This window comes from Citrobacter cronae (assembly GCF_016893685.1).
GTDB lineage: Bacteria > Pseudomonadota > Gammaproteobacteria > Enterobacterales > Enterobacteriaceae > Citrobacter > Citrobacter werkmanii.
The window spans coordinates 3,831,579-3,852,191 of the sequence record NZ_CP069763.1 but is presented as its reverse complement, the minus strand read 5'-3'; the positions used below and the strand labels follow the sequence as shown (position 1 = coordinate 3,852,191).

Genomic DNA, 20,613 nt, shown 5'->3' with positions numbered 1-20,613 from the left:
GGCCATCTTACCTACCCTACATGCCCTTGGTATGACATGCGTTCTGACAATAAATAAAACATATGCGATTTCGCGTAATGCTGAGAGAACATGACCGATGAATACTGAAACTGCTGTTACAGAAGAAAGAGGATATTGTAATTCCACAAAATGGCATGGCGAAGATACCGTTTGGGTGCTTGGCCTGTTCGGAACGGCGATTGGCGCTGGGGTGCTGTTTCTACCAATAAATGCCGGGATCGGCGGCTTTTGGCCGCTATTGATTGTTTTCGTTCTTGCTTTTCCGATTACCTATCTGGCGCATCGCGGACTGGCGCGCTTCATTTACTCTTCGAATACGCCGGAAAGCACCATTACCGATGTTATCGGCGAACATTTCGGCGCGCTGGCGGGGAAGGTGTTTACCGTTATCTATTTTTTCGCCGTCTATACCATTTTGATTATGTATGCAGTGGCGATCACCAATACTGCGCAGAGTTTTATCCGCCACCAGCTCGGCTTGGCGGAGCCGCCACGGGCGCTGGTGGCTATCGTGTTGATTCTCGGGCTGATGCTTATTGTCCGCCTGGGGCAGCGGCTGATCATGCGAGTGATGAGCACCCTGGTTTATCCCTTTATTATCTCGCTGATATTTATGTCGCTGTTTCTGATTCCGCACTGGAACGGCGCGATTTTTCACACCGTAAGCATTAGCGCGATGGGGGATGGGCGCAGCATTTTCTTGACTCTGTGGATGACGTTTCCGGTATTGGTGATGTCGTTTAACCACTATCCGATTATTTCGCCGATGGTTGTGCGCCAGAAACAGCGCTACGGCCTGGAACTTGCCGAGCGCAAATGCGCACAGATTCAGCGCTATGGCATCCTGTTGATGATAGTGGTCGTGCTGTTTTTCGTCCTCAGTTGCGTGTTAAGTCTGTCGCCACAGCAACTGGCGGAAGCGAAGGCGCAAAACCTCTCAATACTTTCGTATCTTGCGAACCAGTTTGACACGCCAATTATTGCCTGGCTGTCGCCGATTATCGCATTTGTCGCCATTACCAAATCATTTCTGGGCCACTATATCGGCGCGTATGAATCACTGCGAGACCTGATTCTTGAGGCTGCCGCCTCTCGGGGGAAAAAGCCAGGTATTCGCGCGGTTGACGCTGTTATCCTGGTTTTTATGGTTCTGACCTGCTGGTTCGCTGCCTATAAAAACCCCAGTATTCTCGGCATTATTGAGTGCATCAGCGGCCCTACTGGGGCGGCCATCCTACTGCTGTTACCGATGTATGCCATCCATAAATTACCGGTGCTGGCACCGTATCGCGGCAAAGCCAGCAACATTTTTGTCACCCTGATTGGGTTGATTACCGTATCTGCCATTTTTTACGGCATGTTCCAGTAACCACGATGAATAGCGAGATGTTTTTATGAGTCATTATCTGCAGATTAACGGCCAGCGGCTTATCGATTCTTTGTTCGCGCTCGGCGAATGTGGCGCGCTGGAGGGCGGGGGCGTCTGTCGCCTCGCGGCGACCGCGGAGGATAAAGCGGGCAGGGACTTTGTCGTTGCAAGAATGAAAGCGCTGGGTCTGGCAATCTATATCGATGCTATTGGCAATGTTACTGGCGTCTATGCCGGTGAAGAGGCGTTACCGATGGTCATGATGGGCTCGCATATAGACACCGTCGGCACTGGCGGTTTGTACGACGGCAATTACGGCGTGATGGCGGGTCTGGAGGTGATTGCCACTCTTTTAGAGGCGGGCATTCGTCCCCGTCGTCCGCTGGCGGTCACCTTCTTTACCAACGAAGAAGGCGTACGTTTTCAGCCCGATATGATGGGCAGCGTGGTGTTTGCTGGTGAATATCCTCTTGATGCAGCGTTGGCAGCGAAGGATCTTGATGGGGTAACTCTTGATGAGGCGTTATGCGAGATTGGTTACAAAGGCGCTTGTCGACCGGGCGACCTGTCGGTGGATAGCTACGTTGAACTGCATATCGAACAGGGACCGATCCTCGACAAAGAGAGAATTGATATCGGAGTGGTAACCGGCGTGCAGGGGATTTCGTGGCAGGAATTTACGTTGACCGGTGTCTCCAACCATGCGGGCACCACGCCGATGAATATGCGCCACGATGCCGGACTGGCGGCGGCGAAGATCGCCGTATACGCCCGTGAACTGGCGCTTACTCTTGGTGGCGATCAGGTGTCTACTGTCGGACATATGGTCTTTAAACCGAACCTGATTAACGTGATTCCCAACCATGTCGTGATGACGGTGGATTTGCGCAATACCGATAATGAGACCTTAAAACTGGCGGAACAACAGCTTGCCGAGTTTGTCGCCAGAACGGCACAAGAAGAGGGCGTTGAAATAACCAGTCGTTCGCTGGTGCGCTTTAACCCGGTTATTTTTGCCGATGAAATTGTCAATGCCGTAGAAGACGAGGCAAAGCGTCAGGCGCTGAGTTGTAGGCGTCTGCCGAGCGGTGCAGGTCATGATGCGCAGTTTATGGCCTCGGTTTGCCCGGCCGGGATGATCTTCGTCCCCTGCGTTGATGGCATTAGTCACAACGTCAAAGAGCATAGCGAAGCCAAAGACCTGATTGCCGGTGCCAACGTGCTGCTGCAGGTGGTATTACAACGCGCCCAGCGCGCGGAATAGCGTTTTACAGGAGAATAATATGAATCAGGAACAGTTAAAGCAGCAGCTTATTGCATGGCGTCGTCATCTGCATGCCAACCCGGAAAGTGCCTTTGAAGAGGTAAAAACTGCGCAATTCATCGCCGAAAAACTCGAGGCGATGGGGATCGAAGTGCATCGTAACATTGGTAAAACCGGGCTGGTGGGTGTGCTGAAATGCGGTGACGGAAAGGGCGTTATCGCTATTCGCGCCGATATTGACGCTATCCAGTTGACAGAACAGGGCGAGCGGTCTTATCGATCGGGCACCGCTGAACGTATGCACGGTTGTGGACATGACGGCCATACCTGCATTGCGCTGGGTGCTGCGCAGTTGCTGTTGCAGCGTCAGAACTTCAATGGCACCGTCTGTTTTGTTTTTCAGCCCGCTGAAGAGCCGGGTTACGGTGCGAATGCGATGATGGCGGACGGCGTTATCGAGCGTTTTGCCATTGAAGAGATTTATGGTCTGCACAATATGCCAGGCATGAAGGCTGGAACCATCGCTACGCGGGTGGGGGGGATCATGGCCAGTGAAGATAACTTTATTATTCGCATTACCGGTCAGGGGGCACATGCCGCACGTCCGCATATGAGTAAAGATCCGTTGGTGATTGCGGCGGAGATTATTCTGGCGCTGCAAACCATCGTTTCGCGCAACGTCGATCCTAGCGTGCCGGCGGTTATTTCATGTACGGAACTGCACACCGATGGCATCCGCAATGCCATTCCCACCCATGTTGAAATTAAGGGCGATACCCGCAGCTACTCCCCTGAGGTGCAGACCTTGCTGGAAGAACGGATGCGAACCATCAGCGAAGCCATTTGCGCGATGCATGGGGCGCAGTGCGAGTTTATTTATACGCACGAGTTCGCGCCAACGGTGAATTGGCAACATTGCGTGGACGTGGCGGTGAACGCGGCAGAGAACGTTGTGGGGGAGAAGAACGTCGATGGCAATGTCGCGCAGATGATGATCTCGGAAGACTTCGGCGCTTTCCTGCAGAAAATTCCAGGCTGCTTTGTCTTTTTAGGTAACGGCGATGCGTCAGACCCGCAGGGCAATACGCCGCTGCACAATGCCTGTTATGACTTTAACGATGAAATTTTACTAACCGGCGCGGAATATTTTGCCGAGATCGTCAGAATCCGCCTGTCGCAGTAATGCCCGGTCAGGTTTCAGAAGGACCGGCAGACAGCCGGTCCTCAAGGGCGGTTATTTCAACTCCAGTGTGGTTATCACACGGGCAATATCCGCGATATCACCTGCTGACAAAGGCTGCAGGGGGCGAGGGAGGCAGTCCGTATCGGTAAGTCCAAGCACGCCTGCGGCAGCAGCAATAACGCGGATGCTTCCGCCATGTTTACGGAACAGCGCCCACAATGGCTCAAGGCGCGTTGTCAGGGCAGTAACGCGTTCATGATCGTTCGCCGCCGCTGCGTCAGTAATTTGTTTCGCCATCACCGGAAACAAACCACCGCTAACGGAGTACCACACTTCACAGCCGGCATTTAATCCCAGCCCGGCATAAGCATCCCCACTGATACCGATGGTTACGCCAGGACGCAGGTGTTGACGTAATGCCTCGACCCGCTCTCTCGCTGCAGTCGGGCTATCCGGGACACCAGGGAGCTTGACCGAGCGAACCCCCTCAAGTGAGGATAGACGACCGTGCAGTTCATCCGTAAAGGTAAAATGTGTGGTGCCCGGGTTATCATAGATGCACACCGGCACAGACGCGTGTCGGGTAACGGTCTCAAATAGTGCAAAGACTTCTTCGTCACGGAGCGGCTGGTAGCTGAAAGCCGGGAGCAGCAGGGCATTTGCGCCCGCGGCTTGCGCATCGTCTGACAGATGCAGGATGGCTTCCGTGCTGACAGCACCTACACACACCATGACAGGGATCTCTCCGGCGTGCTGTGTTGCCAGAGTCGCGATGCGCTTGCGTTGCTCCCGGGTCAGATAAGCGTAGCTTCCGGTTGACCCCAGGATACCCATAGAATCAACCCGGGCTTCTGTTAGGCGAGAAAGAATATGACTGAAGCCCTTTTCATCCACGCCGCTGGTGGTGACTGGAGTTAAGGGAAACGCAGACAAGCCAGTAAACATAGGTGTTTGTCCTGAATAAGATTACTGGTGCTGATCTTCGATGAGAGTATTTTCAAACCACAGACCCGGCATCATTTCTTCCAGACCGTCAGTCAGCATTCTTCCTGCTTCATGAAGCTTTTCCAGCGGCATCTGTGGCAGACTTTCCAGAATAAACCACATTTGCTGCGCTTCAACACTTAAACGTGTCCTTATCCCTTGCCTCCAGTTCCAGCGACGGCAGGTGACGCCAGCATTGTCACGCCAGATAACCTCTCCGGGGGAGGGATACTCGATAACAGGTGCGCCTTCTTTCATCGTGTCAAAGGGCTCGGTACCTTCAGCAATGGTCAGACGCGGATTACCCTGGTAAGCGGAAATATTCTCGCCACCAACCGGAACGGCATAGCGGAGGCTGACGGCGTTATAAAGATCAACAACAGGATCCAGTGCTGGCATCATGCCATCACGAAGCACGCGCTTACGTAGCGCATCAGCTGAACAAGGCGTGCGCTTTGGTTTGGCGCCAAATGATTGAAAAACGCCAGCCCATGCGGCCAGATGAGACTCCGCCCATTCCGGTCTGCCTGCCAGAACCGCCTCACAAGCTTCCAGTAAGGCGGCCCTGCCAACGTCAGGATTCAGTACCGGCGCGGCTTTTACGTAAATACTAAGCGCTCGAAAACCGGGAGCAGTACGATAAACTTCCGGGGCAATTGACGGAGAATGTGTTAACACGGGATAATCCTGTAATGACCAATTTATTTTATGATATCGACCAATGACCAAAAAAGTCAACTTAATGACCGATGCGGGTGCGGATGTCAGCACCGTCAATGAAGCTGTTTCGCAGCGAATTAAGCAGTACCGTAAACAAAAAAAAATGTCGCTTGATGAGCTGTCCAGGCAGGCAAATGTCAGTAAGGGAGCGCTGGTCGAGATTGAAGGATGTAAGGCCAATCCCAGTATTGCGCTGTTATGCCGTCTGGCTGCAGCAATGGGGGTATCGGTGGCTGATTTTGTCGATGTAGGGACAAAACCAACCGTCCATCTTATTGCTGAATGTGAGATCCCTGAACTCTGGAAAGGCGACAAAGGAGGAAGAGCAAGGCTTCTTGCTGGTTCCGGGGGGCCGGATATGACAGAGCTCTGGATGTGGGAAATGCAGCCAGGAGAAAAGTTTGCTTCTCCCGGTCACTCTACGGGAACACTTGAATTGTTTTATGTACAAACGGGGACGCTCACGCTTGGCGTACAAGAGCATCTGTATCTGGTTAATTCCGGTTGTTCTGCAACGGCCAGAACGGATGTCCCTCATTTCTATGAAAACCGGGGTGAGAGCCCACTGATATTTATCATGACAGTGAATGAGAAAGCATCCTGAGTAACTCGTAAGAATGAGATGTGTAGGGATAAAAATCGTCCGGACATACGCTCAAGATCTATTTCTCAGAGATAACTACGGCTGGCTTTGTTCCCGATATACCTGTCTGTCAGATCCCGTGCTTTGTCATCTCCGGAAACTGAAGGCTGGTGAAGGATACCGGCCTCCCGGGCATTTGCATCGCATAGCGATGCTGTTCAATCACTGACCTGCATTGTTTTGACTATCCTCAGACAACAGTACCTCCCTTAAAGCTGTGATGATGAATATAACCATATGATTTTATGGGTTTTCATTGTTATACCTATTCTGTCATTAACGTATCTGACTTGCTGAGTCATACATACATAATCTGCGTTTTTTGGGTTCACCTTTCAAAAGATTTATAGATCTTGGTCAATATGTTGACCTTATTATGCCAATAACATGACCGGTAGATCCTGACGATCACACTGGCTGAACCCCAGGATCAAGGTACTTTATACAAAGATATTTGGACTAATAAGGCAATTTGAAGAAGAAGAAAACGCAGCCACTGGTCTTACTGCTCTGTCAGTTTGACTCACTGGCACGTATTCAAAAATCTCAGCAAAAGCCATAACAGAGATAACATACATGATAAAACCAACGGACTATGAACCTGAACCAGGTCTGGGGAAACATAGCTGGCCACAGGTAATCAAATGGCTACTCATCATTCTGGTCATTTATGCAGTATGCAGTGTTTTTATTTCAAATCCTTTTTCTATTTTTGTGGACAGAGTAACTCCCGTAGATTACTCAAGAATAATGTATTTTCATGGCTTGTCTGTAGGTCTTGCTGGTCTGACTGCTCTACTGGTTAGTCAGATTTATGGTCTTGACGGAAAATTCAAAAAAATTATTTTCTATTGCACAATAGCCACAATTTTAATTGGTGTAAGTGGTGGTGCGATCAATCGTTCTATGGAATACAGCAAGCTTGCATTGTGGTACCAAATTCTTTCTTTTTTATCGCTTGATGTGATACTGATAACAATGTTATCAGGACTTATTCTGTCAAAAAATAAAGAATTAAAGTCATCACGAACATATTATCTGGTTATAGCCGCATCCTGCACAGCTGTCATTGCCGCACTGATTGGCGATTTAGCCGGGTTCATTCTTGATTTTGGCGATTGGCTGGGAATATTAGGTTGGTATGCTGGTAAGATTGGTTATACCCTACCGGAATGGCAGGACAATTTACTACGCTCTCACTCTGACATGATGGTAGTGGCTGTCATTGGTCTTATACTGTCGGCAGTGACCTGGAGATACGGGAGATATTTATCCGGATATGCTGCAAAGATAAAAGCAACTGGTGAATGGCTGGTTATTTTTGGGCTGGTTGCTGTTGTTATTATTTTAGTGGTATCAGGTTTCGGTGGTTCTCATTTACAGATCCCTCATATATTTACAGAAAAAGGATTCTTTGAACCCAGAGGCCATAGTGTGGCTGGTATTGATTTAGGTGATTTTACAATCGGTACCTTTATTTTATGTGGCGGTTTACTTCTGATTGGCGCAATACTTTTCGGAAAAGGGAAAAATGGCGTCAAACTAAACAAATCCAGCAAGTACACTCTTATGGGGATCTTCCTTACATGGTGTAGCATAGTGATTACCGTAGCAGGTATGGGGTTCCTGGAAGAGTATCGAGCCGATCTTTATAACTCAGCTAACCCTGTGCCACTAGGGGAGTATGGTTTTGCATTCCGCATGCTGCATCTTGATGTCAGTTTGATATTATTTCCGGCTATTATGGTTGTTATGTTGTTTGCCCAGCATTTACTGAAGGATGAACAGACAAAACTTATCCAATGGGTTTTACGCACAGGCGTCTTGCTTTGCTCTATTGGATCCCTGATATACATGATACTGAACCCCCAGGCCTTTGGTCCCGGTTACTGGGTCGTCGGCTCCGGTTTCATATTTGTTGTAATGGGGATGTGCTACTTTTTTGTTAAAAGCGATAATCACATTAAAGAAAGATTTAATCAGTAAACCATCATCTGGATCCTTTAAACGGATACAGACGATGGCTAATGGTTACGTATTACAGATCAGGTGCCACCATTAAGGTGGCATCATTAGTTTGATCTCATCTGAATGTTGTAGTCTGTTATGCAGACTACAACATTACTCAGAGTTTATAGTGTCGACCAGAAGGGGCTATGTCCGGAACCATGAATTAGGTTCATATGCCATGTTGGTTCCGTAGAGCAGTCCTGTCCTGATGCGTTCATAAAGGCTGATATCGCAGCCTTTATCCTTTCTTATCCTCATCTTTAACAGAACAACCTCATCTGTATTAATGAATGCCATGCATAGGCCAAATCAGAGATGACTGGGTAATCACGGCGGGGTTTCTGGCCTAAAATAGTGTTTTAACATGACAGGGGCTTGGCCGTGGAATACTCAGTACTAAGTAACAACTGCAGAATGCCGATGGTTGGTTTTGGCGTTTTTAAGGTCACCGATAAGGAAGAGTGTAAGCAGTCGGTTTTAAGCGCTATTCGCACCGGTTACCGCCTCATCGATACCGCAGCCGTATACAGCAATGAAGATGCCGTGGGTGGGGCCGTTCGTGAAGCCATCGCCGAAGGTTTGTGTACCCGCGAGGAGTTATTTATCACTTCTAAGCTGTGGGTCCAGGATATGGCCAACTACGATATGGCTAAAGCCGGTATTGAGGCGTCGCTGAAAAAATCGGGCCTGGAATATTTTGATCTTTATTTATTGCATCAGGCCATGGGCGATTATTTCAGCGCCTGGCGCGCTCTGGAAGAGGCTTATGAAGCCGGTAAACTGAAGGCCATTGGCGTCTCCAACTTCTATGCGCATGTGTTAGCTAACTTCTGTGAAACCGTCAGAATTCAGCCGATGGTGAACCAGGTCGAATTGCATCCTTACTTTGCGCAACCTGTAGCCATTGAAACGATGAAGCGCTACAACGTTCAGCCTGAAGCTTGGGCGCCGTTAGGCGGTGGGAGGCATAAACCATATGAAGATGAAATGCTTCAGGGGATTGCGGATACCCACAAAAAAACCGTTGCTCAGGTTGTTCTGCGCTGGAACGTGCAGCGCGGCGTGACGGTGATTCCTAAATCCACCCGGCAGGAGCGTATTGCAGAGAATTTTGCCATCTGGGATTTCTCACTCACGGATAGTGAAATGGCGCAAATCAGCGCGCTGGATCTAGGCTATGTGGGTGAGGCGGTGAAGCATTTTAATCCTGAATTCGTTCGCGGCTGCCTTGGCGTTAAAATCCACGACTGACCGTGTTGAAAACGTCGCGAGCTCGTAAAACGGACAACTTTTTTGCCTGCGTTAAAATGGCTGGTGTGATTTTCCGCCAGCCATTTTAGGTTTCCGGGGGCTGGTGTTCCCGGCAAATCAGCAACGAATCCTCTTCACTTAACACCTCTTTCGTCAGATTACAAAATCCCTGTCCACCCGTTTTTTGGTGGAATCGACAGCTATGGCAAAGACCAAAGCCAGGCACATTGTTAGTCCGCTGGATCCCACGTAACAGTTCAAATAGTAGCTCTTTAAGTACCGTCGCGCGTTCACCCATCGCCGTTTCACCTGCCACTAAAAACGTCGGCGGGAGCAGGGCATCCAGTAACGTACCGGCTGATTCAGTTAACTTTAAATGTACGCTGCGTTTATCGCGGGCATCCTGCTTGCGAACAATCAGTCCTTTGCTTTCCAGGAGCTTCAGCGATTGCGATACGGTGCCTTTGGTGAGACCGAGGTAGTCCGTTACGCCAAGCGGCGTATTGGAATAACGGTTGCAACGGGCCAGATACATTAACGCGCTGAGTTGTACCGGCTGCAGATCCGCCAGTAATGGATGTTGGCGAAACCACATCCGTGTCAGGCTGGAAAGCCTGTCCAGGACATCGAAAAGTGACATATCGTGCATAACAACTTCCTCCTCGACATATAGTATCGATTAAAAACTATATTGACAAAGCATAAAAGTGGCGTAGCATAAATTATAGTATCGAGTCGATACTATAATTTAAAAGGAGATCCATCATGACGAAAGCCCGTTTTTATCATGCCGGTTGCCCGGTTTGCGTTTCCGCAGAACAGGCGCTGCTTCAGCATCTGTCCTCTGATGTTGCAATCGATGTTATTCATCTGGGAGAACAACCTGGCCGGGTTGCGGAAGCCGAACTGGCTGGCGTGAAGTCCGTTCCGGCGCTGGTGATTGACGGCAATGTGCTGCATATCAATTTTGGCGCCCCCATTGAAGCGCTGAAATAACCCGGTGCGTTCGGGAAGTGGCATCAGCAATTTCCCGAACATACGGAGCTGTAAGGAAGGGACGTTATGAATGCGACGGGAAAATACCATCCGATAGATTGCGATCTTCATGATTATCTGGAGGTCGCCTGCCTGTACCATTATTGGTTGCGTATTGAGCTAACCGATGGCACGTGTATGGATGCCAGAGCGTTGACCACCTGCACCACCAGAGATAAAGAAGAATTTCTGCTGGTGGAATGCCATAACAACCAACAAAAAATTCGTCTGGATCGTTTGTCTGCGATCGCTACGCTGACGGCCGGGGCGACGTTTAGCGTCGTGAGCTTTCGTTGAGTAACGTCGCAACAAATTCGCTGCTGCTATACGGTATAAATACGAATGTCATGCGCCTGGAAAGCCGTGGCATACTCTTTGCTGATATTTTCCTCCACGACAATCACATCAATATTGCTGCTTTCGGTGACGACATAACGGGCGACGGCCGGGATCTTTTCCGCCGTCAGTGCGACGATAGTTTCATTGCACTGTTTGATTACCGCCTTTTTGAACTCGCAATCCGCATAATCAAATCCGGTTAAGCCGGATTCTGGCGACATCGCGCAGCCGCCAATAAAACCCTGATCGAATAAGATGTTCTGCACTTGTGCGGTAGCGGTGGACCCCACACATCCTCCCGAGGAGCTCTGCACCGCGCCGCCCAACATGATGACCTCAAACAGCGGTTTTTCCAGCAAAACGGCGGCAATCTCTGGTGAGTTGGTCACTACGGTTAATGCCAGTTCGGCGGGCAGAGCTTCAGCCATCGCTAAATTTGTGCTGCCCGTGTCGATAAAAATGCAGCTTCCGGATTTGACCAACCGGGCGCACCTCTGCGCGATACTGCTTTTTTTCGCCATATTAATGCTCTTGCGTACGGCGATGTCTTCGGATTCAGGAAGGGTAATGACCGCGCCACCATAAACCTTTTTACACACGCCATCTTTACTCAGCTCATGCAGGTCGCGGCGGATCGTATGTTCAGAAACGCCTAACCGACTGGCGAGCTCGGAACAAATGACTCTGCCGTTTTCCTGCAAGATCTGATAGATAAGCGCCTGGCGCTGTTCCGGGAAAGCAGCATAATCGAGCATAAACACTCCAGTTGAATAAAAATATCGAGCAGTATCACGCATGATCGTGCATTATGATTAACGATGTCAACATTCTTGAGAACATACTGTTCGGAATATAACGAGAAGAGGTTCGCGATGAAGATTGCGCATATGGCTTTATGGACACAGGATCTCGAGCAGCAAGCGCGTTTCTGGGTCACGTTCTTTGACGGCAAGATTAACGAAAAATACTGCAGTAAAACCAACCCTGGATTTGAATCTTATTTTGTTCGTATTGGTGATGAGATAGCGATTGAAATAATGACCAAACCGGGCCTGACAAGATGGCAGCCAGACAATAACACCTGCGGATGGGTGCACCTTGCACTCTCTGTCGGCTGCGCGGCAAAAGTTGATGCCATCGCGAAACGCGCGCAGGAACAGGGGATTTTAATTTCTGCTCCACGAACTACCGGTGATGGCTATTACGAAGCAGTAATACGAGATCCTGATGGTAATTTCATTGAGATTGTCGCCTAAAGTTGTACACATTTCCCTGCTGATAAATGGCATCGGTGGCTGATTATTGATGAATATTGTTCATAGGTTCGTTCTTATTTAACCCTCTAATCATCGGTGCGTTGGGTCTCTATAATTTTACTGTTTCAGTACCCACCGGCAGTACGCTGGCGTTATTTTGGAGAATCAAACATGCAACATCAACTGGATGCCAGACAGCAGGCAATCATACCTATTGCCGCGTTCACCGCTACAGGTCAGAGTGAAAAACTGGATGCAGCATTAAATGCCGGGCTGGATGCGGGACTCACCCTCAATGAAGCGAAGGAAATTCTGCAACAGCTCTATGCTTACTGCGGTTTCCCCCGCAGCCTGAACGGACTTGCTTGTTTAATGTCCGTGGTTAAAAACCGTAGAGAAAGAGGAATTACCGACCCAGAGGGAAATCCGGCCACGCCGCCGACGGAGGGCTGGGACAGTTTCCTGGCGGGGAGTTGCACCCAGACCCAGCTCGTCGGACATCCGGTCAGTGGGCCGCTGTTCGATTTTGCGCCTGCTATTGATGTCTGGCTAAAGGCACATTTATTTGGCGATATTTTTCAGCGTGATGTCCTCAACTGGAAGATGCGGGAGCTGGCGACGATTTCTGCGTTAGCGGTATTAGGCGGTGTGGACAGTCAACTGAAGAGCCATTTTGCTATCTGTCTGAATATCGGCATTACCACTGACCAACTCATTGAATTTATTGCAATACTCGAACAGCATTGTGGTAGTGAGATAGCAACTAATGCCCGCGCGGTTGTTGATGAATGTCGCGTTTAAGGTAATACCTAATCCCTGAGGAAATCTTAATGGTCATGAACGTGAAGGGTTATGCCGCTCTGGCGGTGAAAGAAGATCTGGTTCCACACAGCTTTGTTCGTCGCGATCCGCGCGAAGATGACGTGGTGATTGATATCTTATACAGCGGTGTTTGTCACTCAGATATCCACAATGCCTATAATGACTGGGGCGGGGCTAAGTATCCGATGGTGCCGGGACACGAAATCATTGGCCGTGTGGTGCATGTCGGGAAGTCGGTGACCAAATTTGCCGTAGGCGATCTCGCCGGGGTTGGCTGCATGGTTGACTCATGCCAGCACTGTAGCGCCTGCGAACAGGGGCTAGAGCAATATTGCGAAGAGGGTAACACGCTCACGTATAACGATATCGATCGTCATGATGGCCTGCCTACCTTCGGGGGCTATTCCGACAAGATTGTCGTTACCGAAAAGTTTGTTGTGAAGGTCCCGGAAGGGATAGATTTACGCGGCGCGGCGCCGCTGCTTTGTGCCGGGATCACCACATGGTCGCCGCTGCGTCACTGGCAGGTTGGAGAGGGCAGTAAAGTCGCGGTTGTTGGGTTGGGCGGCCTCGGGCATATGGCCATCAAACTCGCTAACGCATTGGGGGCTGAAGTTACGCTGTTCACGCGTTCGCCAGATAAAGAAGCAGATGCCAGACGTCTGGGTGCCAGTCACGTTGTGCTTTCCACTGACCCTGAGCAGATGAAGGCCGCCGGTAATCAGTTTGATCTGATTATTGATACTGTCCCGTATGTCCACGACCTGAATCCCTATATCCCAACGTTGGCGCTAAGCGGTACGCTGGTGCTGGTTGGCTATCTGGGCGCATTGGATCCTTTCCTGAATACGGTTCCACTGATTCTCGGGCGGAAATCCGTCGCGGGTTCGGTTATCGGCGGGATTGCAGAAACGCAGGAAATGTTAGATTTTTGCGGCCAGCACGGTATTACAGCCGATGTCGAAGTGATTAATATTCAGGATATTAATAGCGCCTGGCAGCGGATGTTGAAAAGCGATGTGAAATACCGCTTTGTGATTGATATTGCCTCGCTGAAATAACGCTAAAAAAGACGCGGATTTCCGCGTCTTTACGTTTGCTAGTGTGTCGATGGCGATACTTCAGGATTATCCATATACAGCGTCTGGCTGGGGAAGGCGAAGTCGGCGCCGTTTGTCTGGACTATCGAAATAATTTTCAAATAAACGTCCTGTTGTACCGCAAGCCATTCCTGCCATACGGTAGTTTTCGTGAAGCAGTACACCATGATATTTAACGATGAATCAGCAAATTCATTGAAATAGACCAGTAGAGTTTGTTTCTGGTCTATCCCCGGATGATTTTGCAGCATTTGTCTGACCGCCTCGACAACTGCCCCAATTTTATCGGCATCTTCATATCGCAATCCGATCACCGTTTTGATTCTTCTGTTGGTCATACGCCCTGGATTTTCTACGCTGATTGAGGAGAAAATCGAGTTTGGGACGTACAAGGGGCGATGATCGAAGGTGTTTATTTTGGTCATTCGCCAGCCAATTTCTGTCACTGTGCCTTCAATATTACGGTCCGGGGAACGGATCCAGTCACCGATGCTAAACGGTCTGTCGAAATAGAGCATAATGCCGGAGAAAAAATTGCTCAGAATGTCTTTACCTGCCATACCTACAGCGATACCACCGATGCCGCCAAAGGTTAGCAGACCCGATAAGCTCATGCCGAAATGTTCGCCATACAGCAAAATGATGGCGACCACGATGGTAATCTTAATGATCCGCGACAGGATCCTCGCGCTGGTAATATCTCTGCCTTTATTAATCTGCGTCTTTTCAAACTGATTAATCACCAGAAAAAGTTTGATTGTCAGAATCAGCGCAATTAACGAGGTGCAGATAAAATCGACTACGCTGGGAGAGATAAATTTCAGGTCGTAACTCTCGATCACGTTATTGGCAATACTGCCGAAGGTTCCAATGATAATGGCATAGACGAAAAATTGTGCCGCATGAAATATGAACCCTTTGCAACGTCTTTCACCACGGTGAAACCAAACGCTCATCAGCACCAGTGCGGTAAAGCAACTGAGAATTACCGTCAAATTAAACGCATTATTCATAAACAGTTCAGCGATCATGATCCTTCCAGGCAGCTCCGTGGTTGCTAAATATCATCTGACATCCCGCTCATCGGATATTTTACGCAGTTTTGGCGCTCAGATCATTAATCAAAGGGCGAGAGAAATAATGCAATCAGCGCTATTTTCAGCGCAATCACGCAGGCGTCACTGATGAAGGGGCGTTATGTAGCAGACAGTAAGCTGATGTCATGGTATTGTTAGCGCAAAGTAACAAGATTTTCATCTGCAAAAGGACAGTACTATGATCATGGCTAAGCTGAAGACAGCGAAGGGACGAAAGTTTTTGTTGTGCCTGCTTGGAGTGTTTATTATCGCAGCGTCGGTAGTCACGCGAGCGACGATCGGCGGCGTTATTGAACAGTATGACATTCCGCTATCCGACTGGACCGCCTCAATGTATGCCATTCAATCTGCAATGATTTGTGTCTACAGCATGGTGTTTACCATTCTGCTGGCCATCCCGCTGGGCATCTATTTCCTTGGTGGCGACGAGAAACACTAAGTGTTTGTCATGCCGGATGAATATCCATCCGGCATTGTATGGTGTGGTTAGTCGTCTTCGTCGTCATCCAGTTCAACTGGCGTCTGATACTGATCCGGCTTGATAACCAGCAGGTCACAGCGTAGATGATCGATAACCTGCTCAGCAGTATTACCGAGGAATGCAGCAGAGATACCGGTACGTCCGACGGTACCCAGGACCACGATGCCCGCCTGTAAGTGTTCGGCTAAATCAGGAATAACCTCTTCAGGCAATCCTTTTTCAACGTGCGTTACTTTCTCATCGATACTGAATTTCTGGCGTAATGCCTTCATTGCCAGCAGATGCTGTCCACGGATTGCATCGTTATATACGCTGGGATCAAATTCAGGGAGCTCAATCGCAATGTTTATGGGGGTAACAGGGTAGGCGCCAACCAGATGCACTTCGGTATGGTTAACCTGTTCCGCCAGTTGCAGCGTTTCTTTGACCAGTTTTTCATTAAGCGCGTTGTGATAGGCCTCTTCACTGGCGAGGTTCACCGCAACCAGCGCTTTACCGCCTTCAGGCCACGGCTGGTCTTTAACCATCCACACCGGGCTTGGACATTTACGCAATAAATGCCAGTCGGTCGGAGTGAAAATCACGGCTTCCAGACGGTCGTGTTGGTGCGCCATTTTTAGCACCAGGTCATGCCTGGCGCTAATGACTTCCTGGATGATGGCTTCAAAGGGACGGTTGTGCCAGACCACTTTGATCTCAATAGGGATCCCTGCTTCGATGTAGTATTTCGCTTGTTCACGAATCCACGCTGTTCGCTGGCTGATGACACCCTGACGCATTGCTGTACGCTCATCGGGCGACAGCAGGGTAGTCATCTCATAGGAAAAGTCATAGATCGGCAAAAAGGCTTTAATTTTGCCACCAATCCGTTGATGCAAATAAACAGCTCGCCGTAATGCTGGTTGATCGTCCTGGTTAGGGTCGATGACGACCAGCATATTTTTATACATAGCCATACAGGGTCTCCTTACAACTGTCATCGCAGTTTGTAATTAAAAGAGTAACCCAATAATGTGGATTGAAACAGGGGAGAACCTCCTGCCAGATCAATAAATCGGGAAAATTTAGTGATTTGACAGAAGGATAACAGAGATACTTGCAGAACGATTACGCAACGTTACGCGTGTGGCCAGCAAGAACTGCCAGCGCATCGCTATTCTCAATAGTGATGTATTTGCCTTTTACCGCCAGCATACCGCTTTTCTGGAAACGCCCCAGCAGGCGGCTAATAGTTTCAACCGTCAGACCGAGGTAGTTACCGATGTCGCCACGAGTCATGGTCAGACGGAATTCACGAGGCGAGAATCCACGCTGGGCGAAGCGGCGGGACAAATTGTAAATAAAGGCCGCCAGGCGCTCTTCAGCGTTTTTCTTCGACAACAGCAGGATCATGTCCTGGTCGCCTTTGATTTCGCCACTCATCAGACGCATCATCTGTTGACGCAGATTCGGCATTTTGCCGGACAGGTCATCCAGAGTTTCGAAAGGAATCTCACATACCATTGAGGTTTCCAGAGCCTGGGCAAAGCTCGGGTGATGGCCGCTGCCAATCGCGTCAAAACCTACCAGGTCACCTGCCAGATGGAAACCGGTGATTTGCTCATCGCCTTGCTCGGTAATGGTATAGCTTTTAATCGTTCCGGAGCGGATAGCATAGAGTGATTTAAGTTCATCACCTGCTTTAAAGAGCGTCTGCCCCTTTTGGATAGGCTTTTTGCGCTCGATGATGTTATCGAGCTGGTCAAGCTCATGCTCGTTAAGTGTGAACGGGATGCAAAGCTGGCTGATGCTGCAATCCTGGCAATGGATAGCACAACCGCCAGACTGAATGCGCCGTATAATTCGCTTTTCCGGGATCATAGGTCTGCTCAAGCCGTAATTGATATTTGTCAATTTTAACATCTTTTTGGTGAGCACGTAAGCCTGAGCTACTCCCAATAGAGAATAATTCAGGCATAACTGGGTTGAATGTTTGTATCTACCTGATTAACCGTACTTTATTTAAGGCTGTATTATGTGGAAGTGTGATGAATAAGGCATTAATTGCCTGGATTCTAGAGTAGTAAATAGCCTTCATGACGCAATAGCCACTCTTTTCGCTGCACACCGCCGGCATATCCAGTCATAGTACCGTTACGCCCAATGACGCGATGACAAGGCACGACAATACTTACCGGGTTTGACCCATTCGCCGCTCCGACGGCTCTGGCAGCGCCAGGGCGTCCCAGTTGTTCGGCCAGTTGACCATAATGCATGACTTGTCCACAGGGAATGGTACGTAACGCTTGCCAGACTTCACGCTGGAAGGGGGTACCCGCGGTGGCGGTTTCCAGCGTGTCAATAATACTAAGGTTTCCGGCAAAATATTCAGCCAGCTTATCACTTAATCCACCGGGGTTTTTGGCAGCGATACGCTGATAACCTTCAGTGCGGTAATGAATGTCCAGCAACTGCACCATACGATCGCTGTGTTGATCCCATTCGACCGCGCGCAGACGAAATTGCTCATCGCAAATGATCCACAGCGGGCCCAGCGGCGTGGCGATGGTGTCTTCCAGTAAGTTCAGCATCCGTTTCTCTCATTGCAACATTACAGGCAAGATGACACATTATCACGCCAGTTATCGTCGCAGCTATACCTCTAAAATGGATATCCGTTTGTTGGAAGTAGATCGCTTCCACTGCGTGAACCTGGTGAATTATTGGAAATAATCGTAAACCGTTGTCGGTATAATAGTGCACGGTTATGATAAGAGCCGTCGCAATACGCTGGAGGATGAAACATGAACCTTGATGACGCATCGTTGTTTCTTGACGCGATGGGGGATGTTCAACCGCTGAAAAACCGCACCGAGGTGCACTGGCAGCCCACGCGCAATCTCCGCGCTCCGGCTCGTATTGATACGCTGCAATTGGATAATTTTCTCTCAACGGGTTTTCTCGATATTGTCCCGTTGAGCGTACCATTGGAGTTTCGCCGCGAAGGTTTGCAGCACGGTGTGACTGACAAACTACGAACCGGTAAATATCCGCAGCAGGCGAGTCTCAATCTCGTCCGTCAGCCCGTTGAAACCTGTCGTCAGATGCTCTTCAGTTTTATTCTGCAGGCGCAGCAAGAAGGATTGCGTAACGTGTTGGTGATACACGGCAAGGGGCGCGACGATAATTCTCATGCCAACATTGTTCGCAGCTATGTAGCGCGTTGGCTGACGGAATTTGAAGATGTACAAGCCTACTGCGCCGCACTGCCGCATCACGGCGGCAGCGGAGCATGCTATGTGGCATTACGTAAAACCGCGCAGGCAAAACAGGAGAACTGGGAGCGTCACGCTAAGCGCAGTCGCTGACCGACATAAACATCAGGCGGCCAGCACCCGGTTCCGCCCTTCGTTTTTGGCTTTGTACAGCGCGTCGTCAACGCGTTTGAATAGCTCATCGATGCTTTCATTCGTTTCGTGCCGCGCAACGCCAATGCTGACGGTAAAGCGGGGAAGGCCAGGAAGCGTCACCTTGGCCACCGCCGCGCGTATTACTTCTGCGAGATTAAGGGCAACCTCCAGTGAGGTTCGCGGCAGAAGGAGTACAAACTCTTCACCTCCCCAGCGAAAAATCAGGTCGTCCTTTCTCGCGCAGGACTCCAGCGTTCGCGCCAGAGCGCAAAGCACATCGTCACCTCTTAAATGACCGAAGAGATCGTTAATGCTTTTAAAGCGATCGGTGTCGATTAATAGCAGGCTGTAGTCCTGCGTCAATGACATTGCGTGCGTCTGTTGTGGTTCGGTTACCTGATAAAAATGTCGGCGGTTCAGTAATCCGGTCAGGGCGTCACGCAGGGCCGCTTGTTCGAGTTCCTGCTCCAGCCTTTTTTGTTCGGTAATGTCATGAATAATGCACAGCATGAGCTTATTGCTGTAGATTTCGATCGGTCCGGCATAAGTTTGCACGTGACGTAAGGAGCCATCTGCAAGCTTATGGACAAAATGCAATGGCTTATGACCGCCGGGCAGATGGGCGATTTCATGCATCACCGGTAGGATATGACGGCCCAACATGTTGATTTCCCATGTATGTTTCTGGCACATCACATCATGGCTGTAACCATAAAAATTCAGTGCGCTGAGATTCGCATCGACGATCAAACCATCGCGGGACGGATCGATAAGTAACATCGGCGCCGCATTGGTCTGGAAGAAGCGCGCGTAAAATCCCTGCTTGTTTCGCTGATAGTTCGCAGAACGACTGGCTTTCAATCCCTGCGCGGTCGGTGTTTCAATGCCTTCGAAAATAATGATGTCCCCCATATCCGGGAGCGACTTAATGGACAGGCGGCTGGCCATCGCGATTTCTTCACCGTTGCGATAAACCGTGAGAATTTCCACAATAGGGTGATGATTTTTCAAGTCACTGAGATACATGGTTAAATCATTTTGGGCATATGTCGAGAATATGCCTTTTCGCAGTGTAGCAAAACAGGAATCCTGCATTAGCTCCCGTGCAACGGTATTAGCGAACACAAGTTCTTCGGTATGTGGTGAAACAATCCACACCGGAAGAGTTAATAAGTCCAGTGAGTGCAGCGCGGTTATACTCATCGATAATCCCGTTATCTTATCTGCTGTGTTGCCCATTTAATGGCGAATGTTTTTATATTACCGTCTCATAATGTTATTCATTGTCGGTGAGACAAGGGGGTACAACTGGCTTTTGTCTGATGTTGTTATCCATTCATGCTACAGGCTATGCCAATAATAGTAGACACTATTTTGGTATTTTTACTGTTATCGCTAAAATCTTTGGCAAATAGACTTTCAATTTTTAATGTCAGTGCTGGACGTGATTTAATCATCAATATATTTGAATGAATGGCTCTGGAATCATCAACAAAAATGGTGATCCCCATACACACTGTCGCGCCACCAGATACCCGCCAGAAGGTAGATCAACGTCGGCCAGAGATCGCCACCTTGCTGTACTCATGCTTTTACAATGCGTATTAGTTAGAACATGAAAATATTGATATTAATGCGGTAATGCTTAT

22 protein-coding genes are annotated in these 20,613 nt (G+C 49.3%); 13 read left to right on the top strand and 9 right to left on the bottom strand.

Annotation, left to right across the window (positions count from 1 at the left end):
• Positions 1-97: 97 nt before the first annotated feature.
• Genes JSN25_RS16680 through JSN25_RS16670 form a run of 3 tightly spaced genes read left to right on the top strand, consistent with a single transcriptional unit; the run spans position 98 to position 3,837 of the window.
• Positions 98-1,390 (top strand): aromatic amino acid transport family protein, encoded by a 1,293-nt coding sequence (locus tag JSN25_RS16680; RefSeq protein ID WP_137347863.1) that lies wholly within the window; start codon positions 98-100, stop codon positions 1,388-1,390.
• Positions 1,391-1,415: 25 nt separating this feature from the next.
• Positions 1,416-2,654 carry a Zn-dependent hydrolase gene (locus JSN25_RS16675; RefSeq protein ID WP_204525156.1) on the top strand — a complete coding sequence of 413 codons (1,239 nt, stop codon included), beginning with the start codon at positions 1,416-1,418 and terminating at the stop codon, positions 2,652-2,654.
• 19 nt (positions 2,655-2,673) lie between these two features.
• Positions 2,674-3,837, top strand: coding sequence for a M20 aminoacylase family protein (locus JSN25_RS16670; protein WP_137347865.1), 1,164 nt, complete (start codon positions 2,674-2,676; stop codon positions 3,835-3,837).
• A gap of 51 nt (positions 3,838-3,888) precedes the next feature.
• Here the strand turns inward: JSN25_RS16670 and JSN25_RS16665 are convergent, their stop codons facing one another.
• Together JSN25_RS16665 and JSN25_RS16660 are read right to left on the bottom strand one after the other, a co-directional pair.
• Positions 3,889-4,782, bottom strand: coding sequence for a dihydrodipicolinate synthase family protein (locus JSN25_RS16665; protein WP_204525155.1), 894 nt, complete (start codon positions 4,780-4,782; stop codon positions 3,889-3,891).
• Positions 4,783-4,803: 21 nt separating this feature from the next.
• On the bottom strand, positions 4,804-5,499 hold the full coding sequence (locus JSN25_RS16660; protein ID WP_204525154.1) for a B3/B4 domain-containing protein: 696 nt from the start codon (positions 5,497-5,499) through the stop codon (positions 4,804-4,806).
• Positions 5,500-5,542: 43 nt separating this feature from the next.
• Here JSN25_RS16660 and JSN25_RS16655 point away from each other — a divergent pair, with 43 nt between their 5' ends.
• The 3 genes from JSN25_RS16655 to JSN25_RS16645 all read left to right on the top strand — a co-directional run bounded on the left by JSN25_RS16655 (position 5,543) and on the right by JSN25_RS16645 (position 9,445).
• Entirely contained in the window at positions 5,543-6,145 is a 603-nt protein-coding gene (locus tag JSN25_RS16655) for a helix-turn-helix domain-containing protein (RefSeq protein ID WP_160955946.1), read from the top strand.
• Between the two features lie 615 nt (positions 6,146-6,760).
• Positions 6,761-8,170: a hypothetical protein gene (locus tag JSN25_RS16650; RefSeq protein ID WP_085048125.1), complete on the top strand. Its 1,410-nt coding sequence runs from the start codon at positions 6,761-6,763 to the stop codon at positions 8,168-8,170.
• 405 nt (positions 8,171-8,575) lie between these two features.
• Positions 8,576-9,445: an aldo/keto reductase gene (locus JSN25_RS16645; protein WP_085048126.1), complete on the top strand. Its 870-nt coding sequence runs from the start codon at positions 8,576-8,578 to the stop codon at positions 9,443-9,445.
• Positions 9,446-9,530: 85 nt separating this feature from the next.
• Here the strand turns inward: JSN25_RS16645 and JSN25_RS16640 are convergent, their stop codons facing one another.
• Positions 9,531-10,094: a MarR family winged helix-turn-helix transcriptional regulator gene (locus JSN25_RS16640; RefSeq protein WP_199967413.1), complete on the bottom strand. Its 564-nt coding sequence runs from the start codon at positions 10,092-10,094 to the stop codon at positions 9,531-9,533.
• A gap of 116 nt (positions 10,095-10,210) precedes the next feature.
• Here JSN25_RS16640 and JSN25_RS16635 point away from each other — a divergent pair, with 116 nt between their 5' ends.
• Positions 10,211-10,441: a glutaredoxin family protein gene (locus JSN25_RS16635; protein ID WP_087856150.1), complete on the top strand. Its 231-nt coding sequence runs from the start codon at positions 10,211-10,213 to the stop codon at positions 10,439-10,441.
• Between the two features lie 66 nt (positions 10,442-10,507).
• Positions 10,508-10,777 (top strand): Rho-binding antiterminator, encoded by a 270-nt coding sequence (locus JSN25_RS16630; protein WP_137347870.1) that lies wholly within the window; start codon positions 10,508-10,510, stop codon positions 10,775-10,777.
• Between the two features lie 26 nt (positions 10,778-10,803).
• On the opposite strand, the gene JSN25_RS16625 is transcribed toward JSN25_RS16630, so the two are convergent.
• Positions 10,804-11,574 carry a DeoR/GlpR family DNA-binding transcription regulator gene (locus tag JSN25_RS16625; RefSeq protein ID WP_204525153.1) on the bottom strand — a complete coding sequence of 257 codons (771 nt, stop codon included), beginning with the start codon at positions 11,572-11,574 and terminating at the stop codon, positions 10,804-10,806.
• Between the two features lie 117 nt (positions 11,575-11,691).
• Here JSN25_RS16625 and JSN25_RS16620 point away from each other — a divergent pair, with 117 nt between their 5' ends.
• From JSN25_RS16620 to JSN25_RS16610, 3 genes are all read left to right on the top strand, one after another.
• On the top strand, positions 11,692-12,075 hold the full coding sequence (locus JSN25_RS16620; RefSeq protein ID WP_085048130.1) for a VOC family protein: 384 nt from the start codon (positions 11,692-11,694) through the stop codon (positions 12,073-12,075).
• Positions 12,076-12,195: 120 nt separating this feature from the next.
• The gene (locus JSN25_RS16615; RefSeq protein WP_267911822.1) at positions 12,196-12,876 is read left to right on the top strand and encodes a carboxymuconolactone decarboxylase family protein; all 681 of its coding nucleotides are present in this window, start codon (positions 12,196-12,198) and stop codon (positions 12,874-12,876) included.
• A 29-nt stretch (positions 12,877-12,905) separates the two neighbouring features.
• Positions 12,906-13,958: an NAD(P)-dependent alcohol dehydrogenase gene (locus JSN25_RS16610; RefSeq protein ID WP_085048132.1), complete on the top strand. Its 1,053-nt coding sequence runs from the start codon at positions 12,906-12,908 to the stop codon at positions 13,956-13,958.
• A 38-nt stretch (positions 13,959-13,996) separates the two neighbouring features.
• Here JSN25_RS16610 and JSN25_RS16605 read toward each other — a convergent pair whose 3' ends face one another.
• Entirely contained in the window at positions 13,997-15,028 is a 1,032-nt protein-coding gene (locus tag JSN25_RS16605; RefSeq protein WP_087856154.1) for a mechanosensitive ion channel family protein, read from the bottom strand.
• A gap of 244 nt (positions 15,029-15,272) precedes the next feature.
• Between JSN25_RS16605 and JSN25_RS16600 the strand changes: the two genes are divergently transcribed.
• On the top strand, positions 15,273-15,533 hold the full coding sequence (locus JSN25_RS16600) for a DUF2534 family protein (protein WP_038640840.1): 261 nt from the start codon (positions 15,273-15,275) through the stop codon (positions 15,531-15,533).
• 47 nt (positions 15,534-15,580) lie between these two features.
• Here JSN25_RS16600 and uspE read toward each other — a convergent pair whose 3' ends face one another.
• From uspE to ogt, 3 genes are all read right to left on the bottom strand, one after another.
• Positions 15,581-16,531 carry a universal stress protein UspE gene (uspE, locus tag JSN25_RS16595; protein ID WP_038640838.1) on the bottom strand — a complete coding sequence of 317 codons (951 nt, stop codon included), beginning with the start codon at positions 16,529-16,531 and terminating at the stop codon, positions 15,581-15,583.
• Positions 16,532-16,682: 151 nt separating this feature from the next.
• On the bottom strand, positions 16,683-17,435 hold the full coding sequence (gene fnr, locus JSN25_RS16590; protein WP_003020397.1) for a fumarate/nitrate reduction transcriptional regulator Fnr: 753 nt from the start codon (positions 17,433-17,435) through the stop codon (positions 16,683-16,685).
• 194 nt (positions 17,436-17,629) lie between these two features.
• The gene (gene ogt, locus JSN25_RS16585) at positions 17,630-18,145 is read right to left on the bottom strand and encodes a methylated-DNA--[protein]-cysteine S-methyltransferase (RefSeq protein WP_137347874.1); all 516 of its coding nucleotides are present in this window, start codon (positions 18,143-18,145) and stop codon (positions 17,630-17,632) included.
• Positions 18,146-18,358: 213 nt separating this feature from the next.
• Between ogt and smrA the strand changes: the two genes are divergently transcribed.
• Positions 18,359-18,922: a DNA endonuclease SmrA gene (smrA, locus tag JSN25_RS16580; protein ID WP_137347875.1), complete on the top strand. Its 564-nt coding sequence runs from the start codon at positions 18,359-18,361 to the stop codon at positions 18,920-18,922.
• A 12-nt stretch (positions 18,923-18,934) separates the two neighbouring features.
• Here smrA and JSN25_RS16575 read toward each other — a convergent pair whose 3' ends face one another.
• Positions 18,935-20,167, bottom strand: coding sequence for a sensor domain-containing diguanylate cyclase (locus JSN25_RS16575; protein WP_204525151.1), 1,233 nt, complete (start codon positions 20,165-20,167; stop codon positions 18,935-18,937).
• Positions 20,168-20,613 lie beyond the last annotated feature (446 nt).

What these genes read in the sequence shown, in the direction of transcription:
- JSN25_RS16620 (WP_085048130.1), top strand. Translation starts at nt 11,692, where the DNA reads ATGAAGATTGCGCATATGGCTTTATGGACACAGGATCTCGAGCAGCAA.
- smrA (WP_137347875.1), top strand. Translation starts at nt 18,359, where the DNA reads ATGAACCTTGATGACGCATCGTTGTTTCTTGACGCGATGGGGGATGTT.
- JSN25_RS16675 (WP_204525156.1), top strand. Translation starts at nt 1,416, where the DNA reads ATGAGTCATTATCTGCAGATTAACGGCCAGCGGCTTATCGATTCTTTG.
- JSN25_RS16600 (WP_038640840.1), top strand. Translation starts at nt 15,273, where the DNA reads ATGATCATGGCTAAGCTGAAGACAGCGAAGGGACGAAAGTTTTTGTTG.
- JSN25_RS16670 (WP_137347865.1), top strand. Translation starts at nt 2,674, where the DNA reads ATGAATCAGGAACAGTTAAAGCAGCAGCTTATTGCATGGCGTCGTCAT.
- uspE (WP_038640838.1), bottom strand. Translation starts at nt 16,531, where the DNA reads ATGGCTATGTATAAAAATATGCTGGTCGTCATCGACCCTAACCAGGAC.
- fnr (WP_003020397.1), bottom strand. Translation starts at nt 17,435, where the DNA reads ATGATCCCGGAAAAGCGAATTATACGGCGCATTCAGTCTGGCGGTTGT.
- JSN25_RS16650 (WP_085048125.1), top strand. Translation starts at nt 6,761, where the DNA reads ATGATAAAACCAACGGACTATGAACCTGAACCAGGTCTGGGGAAACAT.
- JSN25_RS16630 (WP_137347870.1), top strand. Translation starts at nt 10,508, where the DNA reads ATGAATGCGACGGGAAAATACCATCCGATAGATTGCGATCTTCATGAT.
- JSN25_RS16655 (WP_160955946.1), top strand. Translation starts at nt 5,543, where the DNA reads ATGACCAAAAAAGTCAACTTAATGACCGATGCGGGTGCGGATGTCAGC.
- JSN25_RS16635 (WP_087856150.1), top strand. Translation starts at nt 10,211, where the DNA reads ATGACGAAAGCCCGTTTTTATCATGCCGGTTGCCCGGTTTGCGTTTCC.
- JSN25_RS16610 (WP_085048132.1), top strand. Translation starts at nt 12,906, where the DNA reads ATGGTCATGAACGTGAAGGGTTATGCCGCTCTGGCGGTGAAAGAAGAT.
- JSN25_RS16640 (WP_199967413.1), bottom strand. Translation starts at nt 10,094, where the DNA reads ATGCACGATATGTCACTTTTCGATGTCCTGGACAGGCTTTCCAGCCTG.
- ogt (WP_137347874.1), bottom strand. Translation starts at nt 18,145, where the DNA reads ATGCTGAACTTACTGGAAGACACCATCGCCACGCCGCTGGGCCCGCTG.
- JSN25_RS16625 (WP_204525153.1), bottom strand. Translation starts at nt 11,574, where the DNA reads ATGCTCGATTATGCTGCTTTCCCGGAACAGCGCCAGGCGCTTATCTAT.
- JSN25_RS16605 (WP_087856154.1), bottom strand. Translation starts at nt 15,028, where the DNA reads ATGATCGCTGAACTGTTTATGAATAATGCGTTTAATTTGACGGTAATT.
- JSN25_RS16575 (WP_204525151.1), bottom strand. Translation starts at nt 20,167, where the DNA reads ATGAGTATAACCGCGCTGCACTCACTGGACTTATTAACTCTTCCGGTG.
- JSN25_RS16680 (WP_137347863.1), top strand. Translation starts at nt 98, where the DNA reads ATGAATACTGAAACTGCTGTTACAGAAGAAAGAGGATATTGTAATTCC.
- JSN25_RS16665 (WP_204525155.1), bottom strand. Translation starts at nt 4,782, where the DNA reads ATGTTTACTGGCTTGTCTGCGTTTCCCTTAACTCCAGTCACCACCAGC.